The sequence below is a fragment of the Nostoc sp. CALU 1950 genome, assembly GCF_051172895.1.
GTDB classification, from domain to species: Bacteria; Cyanobacteriota; Cyanobacteriia; order Cyanobacteriales; family Nostocaceae; genus Nostoc; species Nostoc edaphicum_A.
This window is the reverse complement of the sequence record NZ_JBDNJQ010000010.1, coordinates 70783-93335: the sequence shown is the minus strand read 5'-3', so window position 1 is coordinate 93335 and position 22553 is coordinate 70783. Positions and strand designations below refer to the sequence as shown.

The following is a 22553-nucleotide window of genomic DNA, read 5'->3' as shown; positions in this document are numbered from 1 at the left end:
CGTTAAGACAGCAATGAACAACGGTTTATTAAGAGTCAGGATAATTTTATAATTCACATATTGTCTAATCTGTCAACATATCAGTTCTAATTTAGATTTTTTATAAAGATTGCGTGAAATTACTAGTTATCGTGATAAAGCATTACAAGAATTGCTTTATAAATCAACCTATGAGTAGATATCAACTCAGTGAGCAAGCATACATTAACCACTATTTATCTAGCAGATAGATAGCAGTTGAAAAGTGAGTTTTTGCTGTTTGATTTAACCCATGCGGTATAGCATTCTCTTAACCAATATGAAAAGGACAAAAATATGACTACAATTGCAACCAAAATAGCCTTATCTGTTCTAGGAGCAGCAGGAATTAGTCTTTTGTCTTGGACACCAGCAAGAGCCGTCATCTTTGTAGAACCCATAGTGACGACTGTGAATAAAGACATATTCAAAATGAGAGAACCAAGAACCCTTGGCCCAAATATTCTACCAGGACAAAGAATAGAATATGGTGTCCCAGATAGAGCTAACAACTTAATAAATGGCACTGGCAATAATATAGGAAGCTTTGTTTTTGACTTAAAAACGCTGTTCTATACTAATGCCGATTCTAATCCATCATTTGATAATGAGCCGGTAGAATGGGGAGATGTTGATGGAGATGGAAAGATTGGTTTCTCTAGTATTCCTGGTCTAGAGGATATCTTTACAAATGTTACCGTCAAAGGCAACCTGATCACTTATAGTGGTGGCGTAATCCCAGACGGAGAAACATTTTACAATTTCTTTTCTACCAAGCCCGATTTAACCCCAGGTGGTGGAATCATTCCAGCAATACCAGCAGATCAAGAGGATAAAGATGGGCCGATTCGGGTGGGTGCTTCTTACACCGCCATTCCTGAATCAACTAATGTTTTGGGTGTACTCGTCTTTGGCGCTTTAGGCGTAGCTTTCAAACTAAAGCGATCGCTACACTGTTAAAGCTGTTACTGGGGACTGGTGATAACTGATAATCACCAATGCCCCATGCCCTCATTTTGTAATTAACTCCCGATAGACTGTCATTGTTTCCTGATGGACGCGGGCAACACTAAGACGCTCTAGGTTTTTATTTGCCCGTTGTTTCCACTCGTCCAGCATTTCGGCATTACTCAGTAATTGCACTAAGACCCCAGCCAAAGCATTACTATCTTTTACTGGCACCAAAAGACCTGCTTGCCCATTATCCAAAGCTTCAGGAATCCCGTCTACCTGAGTACCAACGATCGCAGTTCCAGTTTCCCTCGCTTCTGAAAGTACCAGAGGGCAAGGATCACGATGGGAAGCCAGCACAAATATGTCACAAGATATTAGATAGCGTTGAGGTTCTGGTTGGAAACCTTCAAAATGAATGCGTTCTTTTATAGAAGTTGCTTGTGCCTGTGCCTCAAATAGCTGTTTATCAGGGCCATTTCCTACCAAATAAAGATGCGCTTGGGGAAAATCTGAGGCAATTTGTTCAAAGGCGGCGATTAACTCAGCAATTCCCTTACGTTGATACATCCCAGCTACAGTCGCGATCGCTGGATGCTGTAATGGTAGAGGTTGATAATCTTGTATTTGTCGAGTGCGGGGACTGCCCAAAGTTCCGTTACATACCACCCGCAACTTGTTTTCTGGAATACCGCGCCTAAACATAGAATCTTGCACAGCTTTACTGACAGCAATTACCCTGTCAGCCAAACCCATCAGCAGACTTGCACGTTGAAATTCGTTGTGTACTGTAGAAATTAAAGCATATTTGTTTCCTTTAAAAATACGTGCTAATATCACTCCTGTCATCATGTGGGCATGAACAATATCCGGCTGAAATTCTGCTGCGATCGCTCGGTAACGTATAGCTGCTTTGATCATACTTATCGGTTTCCGGCTTTGGTCTAGTTGGTAGTGTTTGACACCATAAATATCTAGTAAAGTCTCGTATTCACCACCAGCAGAAACAACCGCTACCTCATAACCAGATTTTGCCTGTAGACAAGCCAGATCCACAGCCACATTCACAATACCGTTACCTATTTCTTGAACGTGGTTCAAAATATGTATGATTCGCATAATCTTTAAGATGTGTATAAAAAATAAAGATAAGTAACTGAGTGTGAATCTACATAATTATTGAGTTCTTCAGTGACAACTCAAAATTAGTCAGTAGTGCGTAAAAATGACCACTTACTACTGACTAAAAGCGTTTCTAACTAGTTACTTAGCTTAAAGACTTATTCAGTAACGGCTTGATAAATCGGGGTAAAACTCCAAAATTCTAAAGACTGAATCTGCTATTTCAGTCGCTACAACCTTATTTTCTATTTCCCAATACCCTGGCATCGGAATCGAGTACAGCTACGACTCAATCAATACAAGTTTGCGAACCTGAGAATTGTTTCCCTGAGAGCGGCGTGATGAGGCAGCAGTTAGCAAAAACTTCCAAGACTGAGGAGAAAGTATAGACGGATCGATCATTGAAAGGAAACTCTTGAGATTTTTTTGCTTCAGCGCTACTAAAATCCAATGAAGTTTCAGGTAATTTTTTATATCCTGAAAGACGGGAATCTTTGAGCGATGTTGGTCATTTACCAAAGCATAAATTTTTTCCTTCATCAAAATATTTGTCGCCAACCGCCGAGACAAAGAAAACTTTTGATTATACGCACCGGGCCAGATAGTGCGGTAAGCAAGACAATGGTTGAAGAAAATAGCATCGCCAAACTGAGCAATCCGAATCCAGGAATCGATGTCATCACAGTTAGCATCGAGTGTAGAGTCCCAACCACCAGTTTGCAGGAAAGCATCACGTCGGCAAGCTACTTGTACAGGTGTGCCAAAGGGTACAAGCTCTAAAAGCATACCGTAGTGAATATCGGCTTGTGGGATATAAAAAGCTAAACCGGGGCCAACTTGGGGAGTGCGAGAGAGTTCAACTTCATTACCATCCACCTGAGCCGCGACACAAGAGCAGATTACAGCATCGGGACGAAGTGCGATCGCCTTTGCCATCTCTTCTATGCAGTTAGGCGCTAAATAGTCGTCATCATCTAAAAACTTAATCCAGTCGCCGCTAGCTTTGGCAACTCCAGCATTCACCGTTGCCGCATGACCAAGGTTTACTTCATTACGGTGGTAAACAACCTTGTCCCCTAAGCTGTTGAGATATGTTTGGGTGTCATCAGATGAACAATCATCGGCTACAACCACCTCGCACTCGATTGTTTGGTTCCGAGCCGAGTCAATTGCTCTTTGCAGCAGATTCAAGCGATTATAGGTACTGATGACGACGCTAAATTTCATAAATTTCACCTCTGTGGTACAACGTTCTGCAATATAGCTTTGATATCTAAACTGTTGTATCAGTAAAATTATCAATCCCAACAAGTAGACTGAAATAGGATTATCGATTTATCATTGATGATCGTGAGATTTTTTTAAGCAGACAGAAAGACTATGAGCGCTCAAGAGATTATCCGCTCCATTGAAGCGGAACAGTTAAAATCAAATTTGCCCGACATTTATGTGGGCGACACCGTAAAAGTAGGAGTGAAAATCAAGGAAGGCGAAAAATACCGCGTCCAACCCTACGAGGGAGTAGTGATTGCCAAGCGGAATGGTGGCATCAACGAAACGATTACAGTTCGTAAGGTTTTTCAAGGCGTGGGTGTTGAGCGGGTATTTCTGTTGCATTCTCCCCGAATTGACAGCATCAAGGTATTACGTCGCGGTAAGGTACGCCGTGCTAAACTTTATTATCTCCGCGATCGCGTAGGTAAGGCAACCCGAATCAAGCAACGGTTTGACCGCCCTTTGTGATTCGTCCCTCAAAAGTATGGGAGAAATTTCAAGCCTCAAGCGGCATCTGCCGCTGACTTGTTTTCCCGACAAAATTAAGGTATGATATAAATCTCATATTGCGTTAAACTGAAATTTAGTTCAGCGCAATCACTGAATCAAAAACAGCTTGTGCGCTCTTAGTTCAGTTGGTAGAACGCAGGTCTCCAAAACCTGATGTCGGGGGTTCAAGTCCTCCAGGGCGCGCTCAAGAGCAAAAACTAAGCCCGAAATAATTACGCAACTGTTAATATAGCAGTTAGCGATAATAATTTCGGGTAAACTTATTGTGTTTGTAGTTGTTTTGCTTTCAGCAAGTGAAATAGAGTCGAAACTGCAAAACTGGACAAACAAATTTTAGATTTTAAATTTTAGATTTGGGATTGACAAAAAATTTAAATAAATAGACAACCCAAAATCTGAAGTTGAGTACCTTTGCCTTAAAGCATGGGGTAAATCTAAAATCCTAAATCCAAAATTGAGTAAGAAACGGGGGATAATCGGTCGTGGCCAAAAAAAATGAAGCAGAATTGCCAGAAACCACAAACGGGTTTAGCTTTAGCAACTTCATACAGGGAACCAAAGAAGAACTTGAAAAAGTAGTTTGGCCCAGTCGGAAACAGATAGTGAGCGAGTCCGCCGCTGTGTTGTTAATGGTGGCACTCTCCGCATCTTTGATATACTTGGTCGATGGATTGTTTGCTTGGGCAGCCAAACAGGTATTCTGATGACTTTTGCAACAGACGAACCTCGCAACTCAACCTTCCAGTCTGAGGACACAGCAGAAGCAGCAGAAACAGCGTCAAAAGAAGCACGCTGGTATGCAGTGCAAGTTGCCTCAGGTTGTGAAAAACGTGTAAAGACAAACTTAGAACAACGCATTCAAACTTTTGATGTAGCTGACAAAATTATCCAAGTAGAAATTCCGCAGACGCCAGCGGTGAAAATCCGCAAAGACGGTAGTCGCCAGCATACAGAGGAAAAAGTTTTCCCTGGCTATGTGTTGGTGCGGATGATGATGGATGATGATACCTGGCAGGTGGTACGAAACACCTCTCATGTAATTAATTTTGTCGGTTCAGAACAAAAACGTGGTAGTAGTAAGGGTCGCGGTCACGTGCATCCCATACCACTGAGTTCTTCAGAAGTAGAACGTATATTCAAACAAACCAGCGAACAAGAAGCTGTTGTCAAAATTGACATGGCTACTGGTGATAAGATAATGGTGCTTTCTGGTCCATTTAAAGACTTTGAAGGCGAGGTGATTGAAGTCTCTCCAGAGCGGAGTAAGCTTAAAGCCTTGCTCTCAATTTTTGGTAGAGATACACCAGTTGAATTGGAATTTAATCAGGTAGAGAAACAGAGCTAAATACAAATGGCGAAGAAAGTAGTGGCGGTCATTAAACTGGCCTTGAATGCTGGAAAAGCCAACCCAGCACCGCCAGTGGGGCCCGCATTGGGTCAACATGGTGTCAACATCATGATGTTTTGTAAAGAGTACAACGCCAAAACAGCAGACCAAGCTGGAATGGTGATACCTGTAGAAATTTCGGTTTTTGAAGACCGGAGTTTTACATTCGTACTCAAAACGCCACCCGCATCAGTACTGATTCGGAAGGCGGCGAAAGTTGAGAAAGGCTCGAATGAACCCAACAAAAAGAAGGTTGGGTCAATTACCAAAGCACAACTGCAAGAAATAGCCCAAACCAAACTCCCTGACCTCAATGCCAACGACATCGACGCGGCAATGAAGATTGTGGCAGGAACGGCTAAAAATATGGGTATAACAGTCACGGATTAGTCATTGGTCATTAGTCATTAGTCATTGGTAACTGACGAAGGACAAAGGACAAAGGACAAATAACTAAAAATTATCGGGGGAGAGGCGAAGCTTCGGAATTACCCCAGGAGAACAAAATGCCAAAAATATCGCGTCGTTTGCAGGGATTGCAAGCAAAAGTAGAAGAGAAGGACTATCATCCTTTAGAGGCTTTAGCCCTTCTTAAAGAGACAGCAACAGCTAAATTTACCGAAGCTGCTGAAGCCCATATCCGGCTGGGAATTGACCCCAAATATACAGACCAACAGTTGCGGACAACGGTAGCACTGCCCAAAGGTACAGGACAAATCGTCCGGGTGGCGGTGATAGCCAGAGGCGAAAAGGTAAACGAAGCAAGCAACGCTGGTGCTGATATAGTCGGCTCAGAAGAACTGATTGACGAAATCCAGAAAGGTAGAATGGATTTTGACAAGCTGATTGCCACACCCGATGTGATGCCACAGGTAGCGAAACTGGGTAAATTGCTTGGGCCGCGTGGTTTGATGCCATCGCCCAAGGGTGGAACCGTGACATTTGACTTAGCAGGTGCGATCGCAGAATTCAAAGCTGGTAAATTAGAATTCCGAGCTGATCGAACTGGTATTGTCCATGTTATGTTTGGTAAGACAACTTTCTCGCCTGAAGATTTGTTAGTCAACCTGAAGGCATTGCAGGAGACGATTGACCGTAACCGTCCTTCAGGAGCTAAAGGTCGTTATTGGCGCACATTTTATGTGTCAGCCACTATGGGGCCATCAATTAAAATTGATGTCGCCGCCCTACGAGATTTGAAACTGAGCGAAGCAAGTTAATTTTTAGTCATTAGTCCTTTGTCTTTACAAATGACTAATGACAAAAGACAAAGGACAAACGAAAAAATTAAATAGGCAAAGCCGGAGACAGCAGGTGCTAATAGCTTAAATATCCTGCCGAGGTTAAAACTCTAATTGTCAGAATTACCACCCATGAAGGTGTGATAACTATGGCATCACGAGTCTTACTCTCAACCCCGGCTATGTTAGCTGGGGTTTGTTGTTTTGTTTGGTTCAGGTTGAGAAAAAACTTACAAGTAGGGCAATCACCGATTGTTTTAAGGAGGTGAGATTGGAATGGGTAGAACACTAGAAAATAAAAAAGAGATAGTAGCTGACCTCAAAGAAACTTTGAGTGAGTCAACTCTGGCACTGGTAATAGAGTATCAAGGATTAACAGTTGCTGAGATTACCGATTTACGGCGGCGGCTACGTCCGAGTGGTGCTGTCTGCAAAGTAACTAAAAATACTTTGATGGGCATTGCTATTGAAGGTGAAGAAAAATGGCAGCCATTGTCAGAACTACTCAAAGGTTCTTCAGCCTTTTTGCTGGTCAAAGAAGATTTTTCATCTGCAATTAAGGCTTACCAAGACTTCCAAAAAGCCACCAAGAAGACAGAACTTCGTGGCGGTGTTATGGAAGGTCGCCTACTCAAAGAACCAGATGTCAAGGCTCTGGGAGACTTGCCATCTAAGGAACAACTCATTGCACAAATTGCTGGGGCTATCAACGCTTTGGCTACCAAGATTGCTGTGGGTATCAACGAAGTTCCTGGTTCACTGGCTCGTGCTTTGCAAGCTGTGGCTGACCAAGAGCAAAGTGGTGGTAGCACCGAAACTGCTGCTGTACAAGATAGCAGCACCGAAACCGCGACTGAAGTTGATAGTAGCACTGAAACTGCTGCTGAATAGACTTCGTGGTTCACTCAGTCAAAAGTCAAAAGTCTATAGTTAAAGACCAATGACCGATGACAAATAAATAATCAAAATTACAGGAGTTATATCAATGTCTGCTGCAACCGATCAAATTTTAGAACAACTAAAAACCCTTTCTTTGCTGGAAGCTTCTGAGTTAGTTAAGCAAATTGAAGAAGCTTTTGGCGTGAGTGCTGCTGCACCCGTTGGTGGCATGATGATGATGCCTGGTGCTGGTGGTGCTGCTCCTGCTGAAGAAGCTGTTGAGCAAACTGAGTTTGAAGTGATTCTCGAATCAGTCCCAGCTGATAAGAAAATTGCCGTGCTGAAGATTGTCCGCGAATTGACCGGTTTGGGTCTGAAAGAAGCGAAAGACATGGTAGAAGCTGCACCCAAGGCAGTTAAAGAAGGTATTGCTAAGGATGCCGCTGAAGATGCTAAGAAGCGGATCGAAGAAGCTGGCGGTAAGGTAACTATCAAGTAGTCACAATTTTCTTACCACTTTTTTATTAAGGAGCCTAACTTAGGCTCCTTTTTTTATCAAAAAAGTAAAGGTTCAAAATCTTGCCCGCAAGTGGCGCGTTCGCGGTAGCGTTCGCACGAGAAAAAATCGTATCGGCTCAATAAATAGGGGCACTCGCTCATCAGCGAATGGTATGAAGTCACCCACAGATTCAAGAAAAAAGCTAAAGCTACAGTGAGGATGTCAACTAAAGTTCTTGACGTGTTGGACGGATGATGATTTCATTCACATCAACATCACTGGGCTGCTCAATAGCATAGGCGATCGCACAGGCAATAGCATCTGCATCAATGGCGATCGCATAAAGTTGATTAATTCCCGCTGCTGTGTCTTGATCGGTAATCGTGGTAGTCAGTTCAGTGTCAACGGCTCCTGGTGAGATATTGGTCGAACGGATTTCACCGTTTGACTCTAGCCGCAGTCCTTCAGAGATTGCTCGCACTGCGTACTTGGTTGCACAATAGACTGCTGCCCCCGGAAACACCTTATGTCCAGCCACTGACGATAGGTTAATGATATGACCAGACTTTTGCTGACGCATAATTGGCAACACGGCAGCAATCCCATAGAGAACGCCCTTGATGTTGACATCAATCATCCGATCCCACTCCTCCACTTTTACTTGGTCGAGGGGAGAAAGCGGCATCAGCCCAGCATTATTGATCAGCACGTCGATACGGCCATAAGTACTCAAAGTTTCCTTCGCCAAAGTTTCTACCTGTGCGCGATCTATTACATCCGTCACTCGGTAGGTTGCAGTTCCTCCTGATTTAGCGATCGCTGCAACCAATTCTTTGAGCCGATCTTCTCGGCGGGCGGCCAGCATCAACTTGGCTCCACTAGCTGCAAGTCGCTTCGCAGTCGCCTCACCTAAACCACTGCTGGCTCCGGTGATGATTACCACTTTGTTTTGAATCTCAGACATATTGATTAATGAGGGTTGTTGAGTGTGGGTTATGAAATACTGAGTGCTGTTTAAACTGAACTCAGCATTAGTCAACCATATCAACTAGCTTGTAGCTGGATCAACTGTTGAGCTAATCATACCCTCGTTCAGTAACGCCTTTTTCCTTGAACAAGAGCGATCGCACCTTACTCACATATAACGTATAACGTAATGTATACATCATATAAAACTTAAATTGTGTCGAGTAAAATTCGCAAGCAGATTTATATTGAACCACGTCAAGAACATTTGCTAAAAGCGATCGCCCAACAGGCGGGTGTAAGTGAAGCAGAGATTATTCGCCAAGCTATTGATCTTCATCTTGGTAAAATAACTCCACCTCAAACCAATCTTGCAATGTGGGAAACCGAAAGAGAATTTATTGAGCAAATCAAAACTCGACCTGCTCAACTTGGAGGTCGGGATTGGCAGCGTGAAGACCTTTATGAACGGTAGGGTTTTACTGGATACTAATATTCTCGTTTACATCTACAACCCACTAGATATAGTAAAACAGGAACGAGCGATTGCAATTACTGACCAATTGATTCGTTCTGGGAAGGCAGTAATTAGTACCCAGGTGTTGGGAGAGTTTTTTATGGCTACAACCCGGACTCGGCGATTGCTTTTAACTCCTGCTGAGGCGCTGGTGCGAATGCGTAACTATTTAGCTGCTTGCCATGTCGTTGATATTACACGGCTCATTTCCCTAGAAGCAATTCGCGGTGTGGAAACCCATCACTTCGGGTTTTGAGACGGGCAAATTTGGGCAACGGCGCGACTCAACCAAATTGAAGAAGTTTACACTGAGGATTTTGCATCAGGTGCGACGGTTGAGGGCGTGCGATTTACCAATCCTTTTATAGATTGAAAAAGATTCCCGACTTATTGAAGAACTAGGGAATCTCAGTCTTGGTGATATTTACAAAAACAAAGTTTTGTTATTTTAGCAATATTTTCGGGAAAACTATTAATGTAGCTTCTCTTTTGAAACAAGATTGAAAAATAGTTATGGATTTAAATGGATTAATTTGGACTAAAAACGTAAAACCTTTAAATGGTGAACATTGGGCTTATCAAAGCATACTTACTATACATCCAGAATTAAAGATTTTTGCTATACATTGGAGAAATTTAGAAAATAAAGATGAAATAAATGCCAAGACTCCACAAGAAGGTGAACTGATGATTTTAAGACAACGTAGCAAAGTAACGCATGTTGTTCAAATGCTGAATAGGCAACTTTATCCTGATGGAAATGCTGGAGAGGAATTTAATATTTATCGTCTTGTCCAGGTGATTTGGATGACGAATGATTGGGATCATCCTCCAGATAAGAGTAAAGTATTTGATTGTGCAATTAACTTCCCTCCCAATGGAAAAGCAATAAGATTGGAAAAAATACGAGCATTTCAAGAACGGTGGAGTACGGAAGGATTAGCGTTTCAACAGCACGTCCAAAGCGTATTAAATATTCATTAACAAAAAGCCCTGCACTTTTAAATGCAGGGCTTTGATTTCAGACAAATCCAAAATTACTTACCGTTGCCGTTACCACCATTACCATTGCTGTGAATGACACGTTCGGCAAGCTTTTCAGGCACTTCCTGGAGATGGTCGTATTCCCAGTGGAAGGAACCAACGCCAAGAGTGAGCGATGCCTACGGCGGGCAAAGCCTACGCACCTCACTAGCAAATAATACATAGTGTATAATCCATACAATTAGCATTATGTCAAGCCATTGACCCGATAAAAAAAATTTTAGGGCTTTGAGCTTCCTGTTTATGGCTGGATCATAATAGGCACTGAGCCTTTTTCAGAACCAATAATTACCAGCTTAGAATTATTAGATTGAGCTAGCTTTTCTGTGGCTTCAATCGCTCGTAATTGTAGCACTTGGTTGCTAAGTCCACCTGAGAGAATTTTTTGAGAATCAGCTATACCTCGCGCTTCGATAAGCTTTCGTTCTGCCTCTTGACGCTCTTTCTCTAAAACAAATTTCATCTGCTGATTTTCTTGCTCTGTCTTGAGTTTATTTTGAATTGCAGCTTGTAGAATATCAGGCATTTTGATGTTTCGTAAAAGAGCTTCCTCAACGATGAAACCCAAAGCCGGTATTTCTTTGGTGAGTTGTTGGTCAATTTTTTGGGCAATTTCTTGGCGTTTGGTAGAGTAAATAGCATTGGCTGGGTAGTTTGCCGTGATAGCGCGGACAGTAGAGCGGAATCTGGAAATCACCAGTTGTGTTTCATCAGTTCCAATTGTTTTATAGACTGTAGCTGCCTTTTGCGGATCTAGCTTGTACTGAAGACTAACATCAAGATTTAGGCTCAAACCTTCTTGGGATGTCGCATCTATATTTTCCTTTATATCCTTAAGGCGAGTAGAAAAATTCAGCACCTTGCTAAAGGGATTCAGCAAGTGGACACCAGGATTAAGAGTAGTTTCGGGAACCTCACCAAATAAATTAACGACACCGACATTACCAGGTGGGACAATCACCAAAAACCTAGAAAAAGAATTCAGTACTGCAATACTGCCAATCAACATCATAATTGTGCGTATAGCTAAACGTGACCTTTCACCAGAGATGCTATGTGTATTGAGATAGACGAGAATTGCAATTAGGCTAGTGACAAGAGAGACTATAAAGCCCATGAGTTTTTTCTGTGTAGTTAAGACGAATATACTTAATCACATAATTCCCAAAGGCTTTTATAAAACTAATACCATTTCACTAAGTTAGCGATTTACGAATCATTTTACAGATGTAAAAAAGATTCCCGATTTCTCTCAGAAGTCAGGAATCTTAGCCTTGGAGCGATGCCTACGACAGGCATTGCCTACGCTACTCTAGATTAATTCCAAATCCAAAATTACTTGCCGTTGCCGTTACCACCATTACCATTGTTGTGAATGACACGTTCAGCAAGCTTTTCCGGCACTTCCTGGAGATGGTCGTATTCCCAGTGGAAGGAACCAACACCAAGAGTGAGCGATCGCAGCTCTACAATAAAATTCTGCATCTCTGCTTGTGGCAAGTATGCAGAGACATTATCCCAGCCTTGCCAATCGTTTCTCCCCTCATATCCTAAAATTTGCCCCCGTCTACCACTCAGCAGTTGCAGCACTTTGGAGGTAAATTCGCTAGGTGTTGTCACTTCCACCCGCAGAATTGGTTCTAACAGCGTAGGTTCTGCTTGGGGTATCCCCGTTTGCATTGCCAATCGGGCAGCTTGCTTAAAGGCTTGTTCGGAACTGTCAACGTTGTGATACGAACCATTAGTCAGAGTTACGGACAAATCCACTATTGGGAAACCCAAAGGCCCGTGTGTTAGAAATTCCCGCACGCCCATTTCTACGCCAGGAATGTACTGTTTAGGAACCACGCCGCCGACAATGGTTTCATTAAAGTTAAAACCTGTACCACGTGGTAAAGGCTTGATTTCGAGAAAAACATCACCAAACTGTCCGTGACCACCACTTTGATGCTTGTAGCGCCCATGAACTGAAGCCACTGTTTTGCGGATGGTTTCTTTGTAAGGCACTTGCGGTAAGTGGGTTGTCATCGGCAGATTATATTTGCGGCGCAGTCTGTCTAGGGCGACTTGCAAATGAATTTCGCCTTGACCCCACAATATAACTTCGTGGGTATCGCCGTGCTGTTCCCAAGCAAGTGAACAGTCTTCTTCTAATAACTTGGTGATGGCACTGCTGAGTTTAACTTCATCGTTGCGCTTTTCTGGTGCAATGGCGAGGGCATACACAGGTTCCAACTCTACAGCTTTGGGTAATTTTATTGCCGACTGCTGTTCTGTGGAGATTGTATCGCCTGTTTTAATTCCTTCTAAACGGCTCAATGCAACAATTTCACCAGCACTAACTTGGTTAACTATCTGCTGCTGTTGTCCCATGAGGCGGTAAATTCCACCAGTGCGAATGCCATTGAGGACAATTCCATCAGTTAATTTGCCCCGCCAAACACGCACGAGAGAGAGTTTTCCACCTTGAGGAGTGTAGTAAGTTTTTAATACCTGCGCTAAAGGTGTATCACCTTTGATGTTTTTTAAACGACGTTCTGCTGTGGTTTCTGGTTCGGGTGCTTCCCGTAACAAGGCTTCTAATAAAGGTCTAACACCATAATCTTGTTCTGCTACACCAAAGAAAACGGGCACTACTAAATCTGCCCCTAATTCCATTTTTAAATCTTTGAGAATTTCCTCTTGGGGTGGTTCAATATCTTCTAAAAGTTCTTCGAGTAAATGGTCGTCAAAATTTGCTAAGGCTTCAAGCATTTCTGCCCGCGCTATATGTTCTTCTTCTTTTAAACTTTCGGGGAAGGGAATGGGGTCAGCAGGTGCGCCTGGATGATATTGATATGCCTGTTCGCTCACCATATCAATAAAGCCGGTGAGTTGTTCCCCGTTCATGATGGGATATTGATGCGCTACTAGGGGACGGCTAGATACTGCTTTCAGGGCGTGCAACGTTTCCAAAACGTGAATATTTGCCCGATCCATTTTGTTGACGAAGACGAGGTGAGGAATTTCCCAATCGTCGAGGAATTTAAATAGAGGGGCAAGGGTGAGGACGCGATCGCGGATGGGTTCGCAAACTACAATTGCCGCATCGACTCCGATTAAAGCATTGTACGTTTCTTGGGCAAATTCTACACTTCCCGGACAGTCAATAAAAGTGAAGCGAATGCCGTTATACTCAGTGCTAGCGGCGCTGACTTCTACACTCATCTTGCGATCGCGCGACTCAGCTGCACTATCTCCCACTGTATTGCTGTCTTTAACACTCCCTTTGCGAGAAATTGACCCTGTGACAAATAACAAGCTTTCTAGTAAAGTGGTTTTTCCACTTAAATAAGGCCCGACAATTGCAACATTCCGCGAACCCGATTTTACTTTTTCGTTCATAAAACCTCCCTTGCAGTAAGTTTTTCCTAACCGCATGATTCTGTATATATCAAGGGATAAAAAAATGGTTCTCTGGAGTCAAAATTACCCCTTCTTTAATTTGTTATTATCCTCTCTTTAATCGAAAGTTAAAAAAATTGTAGCCTGTCGTAAGATTTAGCTTAAGAAAAGTTAACTATCACAAATTTTTATGCCGAATTAAAAACTTTTGTAAAAAACTTTTTATCAAGTAAATTTAACTGAAATTGTTGCGAGTCAGAAAATCAATGGCATTATCATTCTTTAAATATCGCATAGCCGGGTTAGTAAGTTTTACTCTGCTCGTTGTTAGTATTTCCTCCCCCTCTCTTTCTCTAACTTCTCCTATCGCCTCAAAGCTGGCACAATCTAATCCGAAAACTGCTATAGACTGGTTAAACCAAGGTTTACAGGCAATTCAGGCGGGAAGGGTACAAGATGCGATCGCAGCCTTTCAACAAGCAACTAAACTAGATCCGGTATTAGCACCAGCGCACTATAATTTAGGACTAGCATTCAGACAAACGGGACAATTACAACCCTCTGCGGATGCATTTTATCGAGCGACGCAAGCCGATCCTAAGTTTGCTCCAGCTTTTGCCAATTTAGGCGGAGCGTTGTTAGAAGGGAATAATTTACAGTTAGCGAACGATTACTTGCAACGAGCCTTAGAACTTGATCCCAAACTAGGATTTGCCCACTATAACTTAGGGTTGGTACAAGAACAGCAACGAGATTGTGAGCGAGCGATCGCATCTTTTAGAAAAGCCATAGAATATAGCAAGAATGCACCAGAACCTCCTTACCATCTGGGAATGTGTTATCTCCAACAAGGCAAACTTGATCAAGCTAGGGATGCTTTTAATCAGGCAGTAAAGATTAATCCGAAATATCCCGAAGCTTACTACAATCTCGGCTCAATTTGGTTTCAGCAACGCAAATTACAAGAGGCATTAGAGGCTTTTAGAAAATCAGCCGAAGCTAACTCTAACTATCCCAATGCTTATTATGGTGCTGGGTTAGTTTTTATGCAGTTACAGCAATATGGAGATGCAGTACAAGTATTGCAATTTGCTAGAGATTTATACAATGCTCAGGGTAATCCCCAGTGGGCAAAAAATGCCGAGCAATTGTTGCAACAAGCACAAAATTTAAATTACCAACCTCGCTGAGGCGCAACAGCTTAATATTGCATAACATAAAAGTATTGGGTTGACTCGCTGGTGTTGTCTGAACTTATCCCGAATGGAATGAATGTACATGCAAAAACGCCAGAAAAGTCGATTTTTATTTAGTGATCGCTGGCTTGATCGGCAATCAATTGTTCGCAACATGGAAGCCTTTCAAGACCTAATTGTGATTGTTTTGTGTTTGGGTTTGTTTGCCGTCATGCTGATCCAATTGTGGGGTTTACTTATGGCCCTCATGCAGCCACTGGATTATAAATATGTGACTGCAAAAATACTATTTGTGTTGATTTTAGTCGAGTTATTCCGACTATTAATGGTCTATTTGCAAGAACATAGTATCTCTGTGGGAGTAGCAGTTGAGGTAACGATTGTATCTCTACTGCGAGAGGTAGTAGTTCACGGAGCGCTGGAAATTTCTTGGGTTAATACGCTGGCAATTTGTGGTTTGTTATTTGTTCTGGGTGGACTATTAGTGGTGTGTGCTAAGACGCCACACATGGATTGTATGAGCGCTAACACTAAATTTTGTCCGGTTGTATATAGAGGAGGTAGGGAACGGAAAAATGATGAGTTTGAATTCGAGTATTCACGTCAATGTGATGAGAAGCAACCGCTTGGATAAATTGTTATGAAATTAGAGAGTGGGGGAGATGAGGTAGAATTTTCTCCCTTGTCTGTCCTATCTCCTGACGTAGTTATAGAGTAACGGCTATTAATTACGAATTACGTTAGCGCGGCGGTAGCGAGTCCACGAGCGTCATTACGAATTTACATCATAACCTACCCTCGCAAGGTACTTCCGACGTATTGAAATATACTCTTTTTGGAAGATGAATCGCTCTTTAAGGGTGAGTATAAAGTTAATTATAAATTCTAAAAAGAGGTTCAAACAATGGCTAAAAATACAGGTAACGGACAGTCTCAAGAACCAATTAGCAACCTGGAGTACGATTTTGTAACCGTGTTGCATAACAAGGCTGAAGCCGTCAAAGCTTATGATATTTACATCAAAGATGCACAACAAGTAGGTTCTCAGCCTTGTGTAGAGTTATTCCAGAAATTGCGCCAGTCTGATCTTGAGCAAGCACAAGAGGTTCGCCGCCATCTACAAGAAGTGATGCAACACGGTAAGATGTAACCTAGGTTTGAAGTGCGATCGCAAGTAGCACCCAGAATCTAGCCAGACGAATTCTGGGTTGCTTCCTGTACTTGCGCTACTGTTAAATCGAGAGCCACCGCCACTTGTTCCACATTTAATCCTAATGCCAACAACCGGGGAATAGCTTCTAACTTAGCTTGCTGCTTACCTTGTTGGCGACCTTGTTGGCGACCTTCTTCTAAGCCGTCTTCCTTGATTGATTGATACATCCTTGTTTTTTTGAATTCGTCATCTATACCCAACATTTCTGCTAACTCCTCTCGGCTTAACCGGGTAAATTTGTACAACAGAATAGTCTCTATCAATTCTACAATTTGCTTCCTGGTAGATTTATCTGCCAGTTGTTGCCTAGCCTGTAAAATCAATTCTCTACCTTTGTCAATGGCTGTCTCTTCTTTTTCGATAATTAATTTAACGATCGCAACTTGCAGTGAGTTCTCCCCCGTATCTAATTCATCTAGATAAATGCGTTGCACTTGTGAACTGTCTAGAAGCAACTCATACGGTAAGCGATCGCTTGGATCTAAACTCCTTTGGGGATAGATAACCACAGCACGCCAAAAATTGACTGATTCGTTTTGACGAAAGTAAGTGAAGATTTCAGCAAAGAAGCGTCTATAAAAAGTTGAGTCTAATTGAAACTGGACTTCAACAAAGTAAAGTGGCTGGTTTGTAGTTTCACTTGTGGGGATAAATACCCCATCAATCCTAAAAGCATTTTCTTTTACTTCAACTGAAACAAATTTATAGGCGTTTACATCAACAGTATTATCGCCAACTATTGCAAAAAAGATGCTAGGAAAAGCTTGAAATAAGCTATAAAATATTTTGTCAGTTTTCACCTGGATTTAGTGAAGCAAAAATTGGATATTGAAAGTCTATCAAAAATCGTGTAGACGCGTCTGATTCAGGATTAAAAAAGCAGATGGTTCCATCTGCTTTCATAAAAGATTTATTATCTTATTTACTTGGATACCAGCTGATTAACTGGAGCAACCCCAGCCAAATCTAAAATTGGCGCGATCGCATCTTCGCGTTTCACCGCCATCATGTGAACTCCTTGACACAATTGCCGTGCTATCTGCACTTGCTCGGCGGCAATTTTTATCCCTTCCTCAAAAGGGTCTTTGGCTTTTGCCAATCTATCAATAATATGTTGGGGAATATCTACACCCGGAACACATCTATTAATAAACTGGGCATTTTTTGCCGATTTCAACAGAAAAATTCCTGCCAAAATCGGTTTTTTATAACCAGCGGCAATGGTATCCATAAACTTTTCTAGCCGCTCAAAATCGGTAATCAACTGACTTTGAAAAAACTGCGCTCCAGCTTCAATTTTGCGTTCAAATCGACTTTGCAAACCTGACCAACTCTTACATTGCGGATCTACTGCTGCACCAACAAATAAATCTAGCGCTCCATCAGTCAAGGGTTTTTCGTTGCAATCAACGCCTTGATTCATCTTCCGAATTAGTTGCAGTAGTCGCACAGCTTCTAAATCAAATACTGCTTTGGCATCTGGATGATCACCTGCTTTTACTGGGTCGCCAGTCAAAGCTAAAATGTTACGGATACCTAAAGCATGAGCGCCCATCAAATCAGCTTGTAAACCAATGCGGTTGCGATCGCGGCAAGCAATTTGACAAATCGGCTCTATACCGTTTTGTGACAAAATCACTGACGCCATTAACGAAGACATCCGTAATACTGCGCGGCTACCATCAGTAACATTGACAGCATGAACCCTTCCCTTAAGAGTCGCCGCCATTTGAATCATGTGCGCTGGATCTCCCCCTTTTGGCGGTGCTACCTCGGCGGTAACTAGAAATTCACCTGCTTGTACAGCTCTGTGGAAGGCTGTGTGGCTATGGGTGTGATGCATAAAATTAAGACTTTCAATTTCTTAAATGGTATAGCAAATCACACCTAAAAGGGAAAACTTATAGAGGAAGAGAGTATCCTAAAGCAGCTTTTACTTGTGATAAAGTTTGATTTGCGATCGCTCTAGCTTTTTCCCCTCCATCCCGCAACACAGACTCTAAATAGCTTTTATCCTCTGTTACCGACTGATATTTTTCTTGAATTGGTTTCAGAGACTCAATAATTGTATCCGTCAACAATGGCTTGAATTGTCCCCAACCCATATCCTGACACTCAACGGCCACATCTTCCTTTTTCTTCCCAGCAAGCAATGTATAGAGCGTTAACAAATTATTACACTCTGGACGCGCTGGATCATCAAAAGTCAGCCCCCGAATCGGATCGGTTTTGCAACGCTTAATCTTGTATTGAATCTGTTCTGGTGAATCTAGCAAACTGATTCGGCTTAACTCCGAAGGATCAGACTTCGACATTTTGCGTGTACCGTCCGCTAAACTCATCACCCTTGCCCCTTCCTTGCGAATTAAAGGGTCTGGTAACTTCAGAACTGGTTGATCTGGTTTACCAAATTGGTGATTTAACCGAGCTGCAATATCCCGTGTCAATTCCAAGTGTTGCTTTTGGTCTTCACCCACTGGCACTTTATCCGCTTGATAAAGCAAAATATCAGCTGCCATTAGCACAGGGTAATCTAATAAACCTGCACTGACATTTTCTCCCTGCTTAACAGCCTTCTCCTTGAACTGGATCATGTCTTCCAGCCAGTTTAGAGGTGTAATGCAGTTGAGCAACCAAGTGAGTTCGCTGTGGGCCGAAACGTGGGATTGCACAAAGATGGTGGAGTGATTTAAATCAAGACCACAAGCTAGATAGAGAGCAGCAAGAGTGTAGGTATCAGCAGCCAACTGTTTTGGATCGTGTGGCACTGTAATCGCGTGCAAATCAGCCACAAAGAGGTAATTTTCGTATTCGCTCTGACCTTCTACCCAGTTGCGAATGGCTCCCAAGTAGTTACCTAGATGGTAATTGCCGGTTGGTTGAACTCCAGAAAGAACACGTTGCTTGCCCATAAATTTCAACTTAGTTATCTCAAATCCGCGCTTGTAAAGTGGCGATGTCTAGTGACAAATCGCAACTCTTGGAGACGCTGCGCGTAGCTTGCTTCTCCGTAGGAGTATGCGCCTACGCAAAACTCATTTAATTTTGACATTTTCCAGGTCAACTCGCCGAGAGATTTTAACTCAACTCCGATTGCTATGGAAACTCTTCACCAAGGAAAACGACCTGACTTTTCACGGCATCTGGAAAACCTCACTTCTATTTCTCTCTCCTACAAGGCTACGGTGTACACACAAGTCTTGTCGCAGTCTAAAAAATCTCGGACTGCGTTTCTATCCCGCCTCGGAATGAATTCCGAGTCTCATAGCTGAAGTCCACTTAAGTGGACTGAACAATCAATTTAGTCCACTTAAGTGGACTTCAGCTATTAGCCCTGAACTTTAGTTCTGGGCGGGATGCGGGTAATGTGGGTAAAAGAGTTGAAACCTATGTGGACAGCACTTGTGTGTAGACCGTAGCCTACAAGGAGAGAGACTTTGAACTTTTCCCCCTTCCTGCGACGAGTTGGGGGTTAGGGGGTTATGTCTATTTGCATAGCAACCTCACCGGATTGAAAATGGCTACATTACAACGGCGGTAATACTGTCAACTGACTAAAAAATCACCTTTGCAAATCCAAATGTCTATCTAAAGACAGATAGAGAAAAAATCATGGTAGTGGGATCGTAGCATCATCTCTGCAATGATGATCCAAAACACGGATTTGTCAAAAGTAAAAAATCTTTCAACCAAAATTTAATTAGAGGACTACAGCAATGAAAGTACTCTTACTCTACCCCCGTTTTCCCAAAACGTTTTGGTCTTACGACGAATTCATGAAAATAGCGGGGCTTAAGGCATTTATCCCACCGCTAGGGATTCTGACTGTTGCCGCTATGCTACCAACAGACTGGGAAGTTCGGTTTTACGATCGCAATGTTAACCAAGAAACGGATGCTGATTGGCAATGGTGCGACATGGTGATTCTTTCTGCGATGCTTGCACAGAAAGAAGACTTTCTTGCCCAAATTCACAAAGCAGCACAACTAGGGAAAAAAGTTGCTGTAGGTGGCCCTTATCCAACCTCAGTGCCACAACCTGCCGAAAAAGCAGGAGCTAACTACTTGATTTTAGATGAAGGAGAGATTACAGTTCCGCAATTTTTAGATGCGATCGCTAAAGGTGAAGAACAAGGAACCTTCCGCGCTCTTGAAAAACCAGATGTAACCCAAAGCCCCATCCCTCGCTTTGATTTACTCAAGCGAGATGATTACTTAATGATGGCAATTCAGTTTTCTCGCGGTTGTCCTTTTGAATGCGAATTCTGTGACATCATCAATCTATACGGTCGCAAACCACGTACCAAAGAACCCAGTCAAACTCTAGCAGAACTCCAAACCCTTTATGACTTAGGCTGGCGTGGATCTCTGTTCGTAGTGGATGATAACTTCATTGGCAATAAACGCAATGTGAAACGCCTCTTACAAGAGTTAATTCCGTGGATGCAGGAACGCAATTATCCCTTCACCTTCCTGACAGAAGCTTCCGTCAACCTAGCAGAAGATACTGAGCTATTAGAACTAATGGCTAAAGCTGGTTTCTATGCAGTCTTTTTAGGTATTGAAACACCAGATCAAGACAGCCTACAAGTCACTCGCAAGTTTCAAAATACCCGCAATCCGCTATTAGAAGCCTGTCGTACCATCAATGAAGCTGGATTGTTAATCTATGCAGGATTTATCATTGGTTTTGATGGAGAAAAAACTGGCGCTGGGGAGCGAATTCAAGCTTTTATTGAAGAAACCAGCATTCCTCAACCGATGCTAGGTATACTGCAAGCTATTCCCAATACTGCCCTCTGGGAAAGACTAAAACGAGAGGAGCGATTATTAGAAGGATTTGGAGGTACGGAGGTAGGGGATCAGAATTCTTTAATGAATTTTATTCCTACCCGGCCAATGGCTGAAGTTGCTAAAGAATATTTAGAGGCAATTTGGAGAATGTACGAACCTAAAAACTATCTCAGACGTTGTTTTGAACAGTGCCTAAAGATTACACCTAATCCCCAATTACAGCAGACGATGTATTTTCCTCCTGGCAAAGGACTGCGACTACTTGCACACTTACTTTGGCGTCAAGGCTGGCAAAGGCAGGAAATTCGGGGTCAATTTTGGCAACAGCTTTGGGCTATTCTCCGCACCAAGCCCCAATTCGTGAATATGTATTTGGGTTTATGTGCTGCTGGGGAGCATTTTTGGGAATACCGCCTTTTAGCCAGAGAGCGGATTACTGAGCAGTTAGGATTTGATCCGCTAACCACGCCTACCTCTGTTGAAAAACCATTAGTCACAATTTGAGATTATACCAATTTGAAAAAATAATGCGGCAAATAGACCATTTATAGAGACGCGATTCATCGCGTCTTTTAATTGAATTAGTATTAGTTGATTGTTGAGCGATCGCTAATGTGTTTTTATAAATAGCGATCGCATTCATTTTGCTCACAAAAACCAAACTATTAAATTGAATTTACCTTTCTCCCAAACCCACCTTTCCTCCAATTAACCCCAGAAATCCTGTTCCAAAGTGCTGAATCTCTAAAAAACTTGCTTGTTCTGCGGAGGTTTTGTAAATTTGGAATGTCTTCATAATTCCTAAAGTTGCAGCACTTTCTAAAGGCCCAACAAAGCTAATATCCCGGTCAAGAAAATAAGATTGATTAGCCCAATGAGTCATCTGATTTGCATTCAAAAAATAGCAGCCTGCGTGAGGATTGAGGGCACGACAAAAGGTAATTGGTGCATTCATAATTGTACCCTTGAGTTCCTGTTGCTCCTGCAGATTTTGAAAGGGAGCCGTTACTCGTAAAGCCAAATCCCCATCAATGTAAGCTTTGTTAACCAAACCGTGGGGGGAGATTTCATAACGATTTGGCTGGAGCAAATTTAAATTACCTGCTTGTTGAGTAAACCAGTTTAATTTTATAAAAAACCAAGGATCGTGAATAATTAAGTCATCTTCCAAGAAGCAGTAGTAATCATACTGACCGAGACAACTTTGCAGAACAGCTTGGCATTCAAACCCTAAAAGCAGAGGTTCTACATTAGTAGAATGATGCTTATATAAATGGGATGGTAAGGGAAGCTGATTCAGAAGATGATTATCTTTAGTTGTACAAATAACAATATCTAGTTCGTGAGACTGCGGCTGGTTAGCAGGGAAAGCTAGTCGTTGAGCGATGTTGATAATACTTTGAGATTTGCCAAATAATTGGTGTAAAGCAGTAAGGCTTTTAGTTAACGCCTGCAAACGCGGTTGCGGGTCTTTGTGTTGGGAAGCATGACGACCTTCACTACTAGGTTTAAAAAAATGGGCAATAGTAAAAATAATTCGCATTTTAAATATCGCTTT

25 protein-coding genes, 1 tRNA gene and 1 other annotated feature are annotated in these 22553 nt (G+C 42.4%); of the genes, 16 read left to right on the top strand and 10 right to left on the bottom strand.

Going from position 1 to position 22553, the window contains the following annotated elements; translation table 11 throughout:
• Positions 1 to 315 precede the first annotated feature (315 nt).
• Positions 316 to 978, top strand: coding sequence for a hypothetical protein (locus ABF638_RS05315; protein ID WP_435020868.1), 663 nt, complete (start codon positions 316 to 318; stop codon positions 976 to 978).
• A 51-nt stretch (positions 979 to 1029) separates the two neighbouring features.
• Here ABF638_RS05315 and ABF638_RS05310 read toward each other — a convergent pair whose 3' ends face one another.
• Positions 1030 to 2088, bottom strand: a complete 1059-nt coding sequence (locus ABF638_RS05310) for a glycosyltransferase (RefSeq protein WP_435020866.1) — start codon at positions 2086 to 2088, stop codon at positions 1030 to 1032.
• A 285-nt stretch (positions 2089 to 2373) separates the two neighbouring features.
• Complete coding sequence (locus ABF638_RS05305) at positions 2374 to 3318, bottom strand: glycosyltransferase family 2 protein (RefSeq protein WP_435020864.1); 945 nt, start codon at positions 3316 to 3318, stop codon at positions 2374 to 2376.
• Between the two features lie 153 nt (positions 3319 to 3471).
• Here ABF638_RS05305 and rplS point away from each other — a divergent pair, with 153 nt between their 5' ends.
• The 8 genes from rplS (at position 3472) to rplL (ending at position 7882) form a co-directional block, all read left to right on the top strand.
• Positions 3472 to 3834: a 50S ribosomal protein L19 gene (rplS, locus tag ABF638_RS05300; protein WP_012412089.1), complete on the top strand. Its 363-nt coding sequence runs from the start codon at positions 3472 to 3474 to the stop codon at positions 3832 to 3834.
• A 152-nt stretch (positions 3835 to 3986) separates the two neighbouring features.
• Positions 3987 to 4059: transfer RNA gene (locus tag ABF638_RS05295), tRNA-Trp, on the top strand.
• A gap of 299 nt (positions 4060 to 4358) precedes the next feature.
• Positions 4359 to 4580, top strand: coding sequence for a preprotein translocase subunit SecE (gene secE / locus ABF638_RS05290; protein ID WP_435020862.1), 222 nt, complete (start codon positions 4359 to 4361; stop codon positions 4578 to 4580).
• The gene (nusG, locus tag ABF638_RS05285; protein WP_069071557.1) at positions 4580 to 5221 is read left to right on the top strand and encodes a transcription termination/antitermination protein NusG; all 642 of its coding nucleotides are present in this window, start codon (positions 4580 to 4582) and stop codon (positions 5219 to 5221) included. The genes secE and nusG overlap by 1 nt, the downstream gene beginning before the upstream one ends.
• A 6-nt stretch (positions 5222 to 5227) precedes the next feature.
• Positions 5228 to 5653 carry a 50S ribosomal protein L11 gene (rplK, locus tag ABF638_RS05280; protein ID WP_069071558.1) on the top strand — a complete coding sequence of 142 codons (426 nt, stop codon included), beginning with the start codon at positions 5228 to 5230 and terminating at the stop codon, positions 5651 to 5653.
• A 116-nt stretch (positions 5654 to 5769) separates the two neighbouring features.
• Positions 5770 to 6483 carry a 50S ribosomal protein L1 gene (gene rplA / locus ABF638_RS05275; protein ID WP_435020859.1) on the top strand — a complete coding sequence of 238 codons (714 nt, stop codon included), beginning with the start codon at positions 5770 to 5772 and terminating at the stop codon, positions 6481 to 6483.
• Between the two features lie 63 nt (positions 6484 to 6546).
• Positions 6547 to 6714, top strand: a sequence feature (ribosomal protein L10 leader region).
• Between the two features lie 66 nt (positions 6715 to 6780).
• On the top strand, positions 6781 to 7395 hold the full coding sequence (gene rplJ / locus ABF638_RS05270; protein ID WP_435020857.1) for a 50S ribosomal protein L10: 615 nt from the start codon (positions 6781 to 6783) through the stop codon (positions 7393 to 7395).
• A 94-nt stretch (positions 7396 to 7489) separates the two neighbouring features.
• Entirely contained in the window at positions 7490 to 7882 is a 393-nt protein-coding gene (gene rplL, locus ABF638_RS05265; protein ID WP_181932255.1) for a 50S ribosomal protein L7/L12, read from the top strand.
• Positions 7883 to 8108: 226 nt separating this feature from the next.
• On the opposite strand, the gene ABF638_RS05260 is transcribed toward rplL, so the two are convergent.
• Positions 8109 to 8846: an SDR family oxidoreductase gene (locus ABF638_RS05260; RefSeq protein ID WP_435020855.1), complete on the bottom strand. Its 738-nt coding sequence runs from the start codon at positions 8844 to 8846 to the stop codon at positions 8109 to 8111.
• Between the two features lie 219 nt (positions 8847 to 9065).
• Here ABF638_RS05260 and ABF638_RS05255 point away from each other — a divergent pair, with 219 nt between their 5' ends.
• The 3 genes from ABF638_RS05255 (at position 9066) to ABF638_RS05245 (ending at position 10349) form a co-directional block, all read left to right on the top strand.
• Entirely contained in the window at positions 9066 to 9323 is a 258-nt protein-coding gene (locus ABF638_RS05255) for a hypothetical protein (protein WP_435020853.1), read from the top strand.
• Entirely contained in the window at positions 9313 to 9621 is a 309-nt protein-coding gene (locus ABF638_RS05250) for a PIN domain-containing protein (protein ID WP_435020851.1), read from the top strand. Before ABF638_RS05255 ends, ABF638_RS05250 begins: the two co-directional genes overlap by 11 nt.
• Before the next feature lie 257 nt (positions 9622 to 9878).
• Positions 9879 to 10349 carry a hypothetical protein gene (locus tag ABF638_RS05245; RefSeq protein ID WP_435020849.1) on the top strand — a complete coding sequence of 157 codons (471 nt, stop codon included), beginning with the start codon at positions 9879 to 9881 and terminating at the stop codon, positions 10347 to 10349.
• Positions 10350 to 10650: 301 nt separating this feature from the next.
• On the opposite strand, the gene ABF638_RS05240 is transcribed toward ABF638_RS05245, so the two are convergent.
• The gene (locus ABF638_RS05240; RefSeq protein ID WP_435020847.1) at positions 10651 to 11526 is read right to left on the bottom strand and encodes a prohibitin family protein; all 876 of its coding nucleotides are present in this window, start codon (positions 11524 to 11526) and stop codon (positions 10651 to 10653) included.
• A 218-nt stretch (positions 11527 to 11744) separates the two neighbouring features.
• On the bottom strand, positions 11745 to 13793 hold the full coding sequence (locus tag ABF638_RS05235; protein ID WP_435020845.1) for an elongation factor G: 2049 nt from the start codon (positions 13791 to 13793) through the stop codon (positions 11745 to 11747).
• A 266-nt stretch (positions 13794 to 14059) separates the two neighbouring features.
• On the opposite strand from ABF638_RS05235, the gene ABF638_RS05230 reads away from it, so the two are divergent.
• The 3 genes from ABF638_RS05230 (at position 14060) to ABF638_RS05220 (ending at position 16139) form a co-directional block, all read left to right on the top strand.
• Positions 14060 to 14983 (top strand): tetratricopeptide repeat protein, encoded by a 924-nt coding sequence (locus ABF638_RS05230; RefSeq protein WP_435020843.1) that lies wholly within the window; start codon positions 14060 to 14062, stop codon positions 14981 to 14983.
• Positions 14984 to 15065: 82 nt separating this feature from the next.
• Entirely contained in the window at positions 15066 to 15623 is a 558-nt protein-coding gene (locus ABF638_RS05225; RefSeq protein WP_181932268.1) for a phosphate-starvation-inducible PsiE family protein, read from the top strand.
• A gap of 270 nt (positions 15624 to 15893) precedes the next feature.
• Positions 15894 to 16139 (top strand): hypothetical protein, encoded by a 246-nt coding sequence (locus tag ABF638_RS05220; RefSeq protein WP_069073686.1) that lies wholly within the window; start codon positions 15894 to 15896, stop codon positions 16137 to 16139.
• 38 nt (positions 16140 to 16177) lie between these two features.
• Here the strand turns inward: ABF638_RS05220 and ABF638_RS05215 are convergent, their stop codons facing one another.
• The 3 genes from ABF638_RS05215 to trpS form a co-directional block, all read right to left on the bottom strand.
• On the bottom strand, positions 16178 to 17002 hold the full coding sequence (locus tag ABF638_RS05215; protein WP_435020840.1) for an Rpn family recombination-promoting nuclease/putative transposase: 825 nt from the start codon (positions 17000 to 17002) through the stop codon (positions 16178 to 16180).
• A gap of 122 nt (positions 17003 to 17124) precedes the next feature.
• The gene (locus ABF638_RS05210) at positions 17125 to 18045 is read right to left on the bottom strand and encodes a methylenetetrahydrofolate reductase (protein WP_435020838.1); all 921 of its coding nucleotides are present in this window, start codon (positions 18043 to 18045) and stop codon (positions 17125 to 17127) included.
• 58 nt (positions 18046 to 18103) lie between these two features.
• Complete coding sequence (gene trpS, locus ABF638_RS05205) at positions 18104 to 19114, bottom strand: tryptophan--tRNA ligase (protein ID WP_435020836.1); 1011 nt, start codon at positions 19112 to 19114, stop codon at positions 18104 to 18106.
• Between the two features lie 804 nt (positions 19115 to 19918).
• Between trpS and ABF638_RS05200 the strand changes: the two genes are divergently transcribed.
• A complete protein-coding gene (locus ABF638_RS05200) occupies positions 19919 to 21499 on the top strand; it encodes a B12-binding domain-containing radical SAM protein (protein ID WP_435020834.1) in 1581 nt (526 codons plus the stop codon).
• Here ABF638_RS05200 and ABF638_RS05195 read toward each other — a convergent pair.
• Both ABF638_RS05195 and ABF638_RS05190 read right to left on the bottom strand, forming a co-directional pair.
• Positions 21489 to 21647, bottom strand: a complete 159-nt coding sequence (locus ABF638_RS05195) for a hypothetical protein (RefSeq protein WP_435020832.1) — start codon at positions 21645 to 21647, stop codon at positions 21489 to 21491. The two genes, ABF638_RS05200 and ABF638_RS05195, sit on opposite strands and share 11 nt — an antisense overlap.
• 24 nt (positions 21648 to 21671) lie before the next feature.
• Complete coding sequence (locus ABF638_RS05190; protein ID WP_435020830.1) at positions 21672 to 22538, bottom strand: calcium-binding protein; 867 nt, start codon at positions 22536 to 22538, stop codon at positions 21672 to 21674.
• Positions 22539 to 22553: the final 15 nt, after the last annotated feature.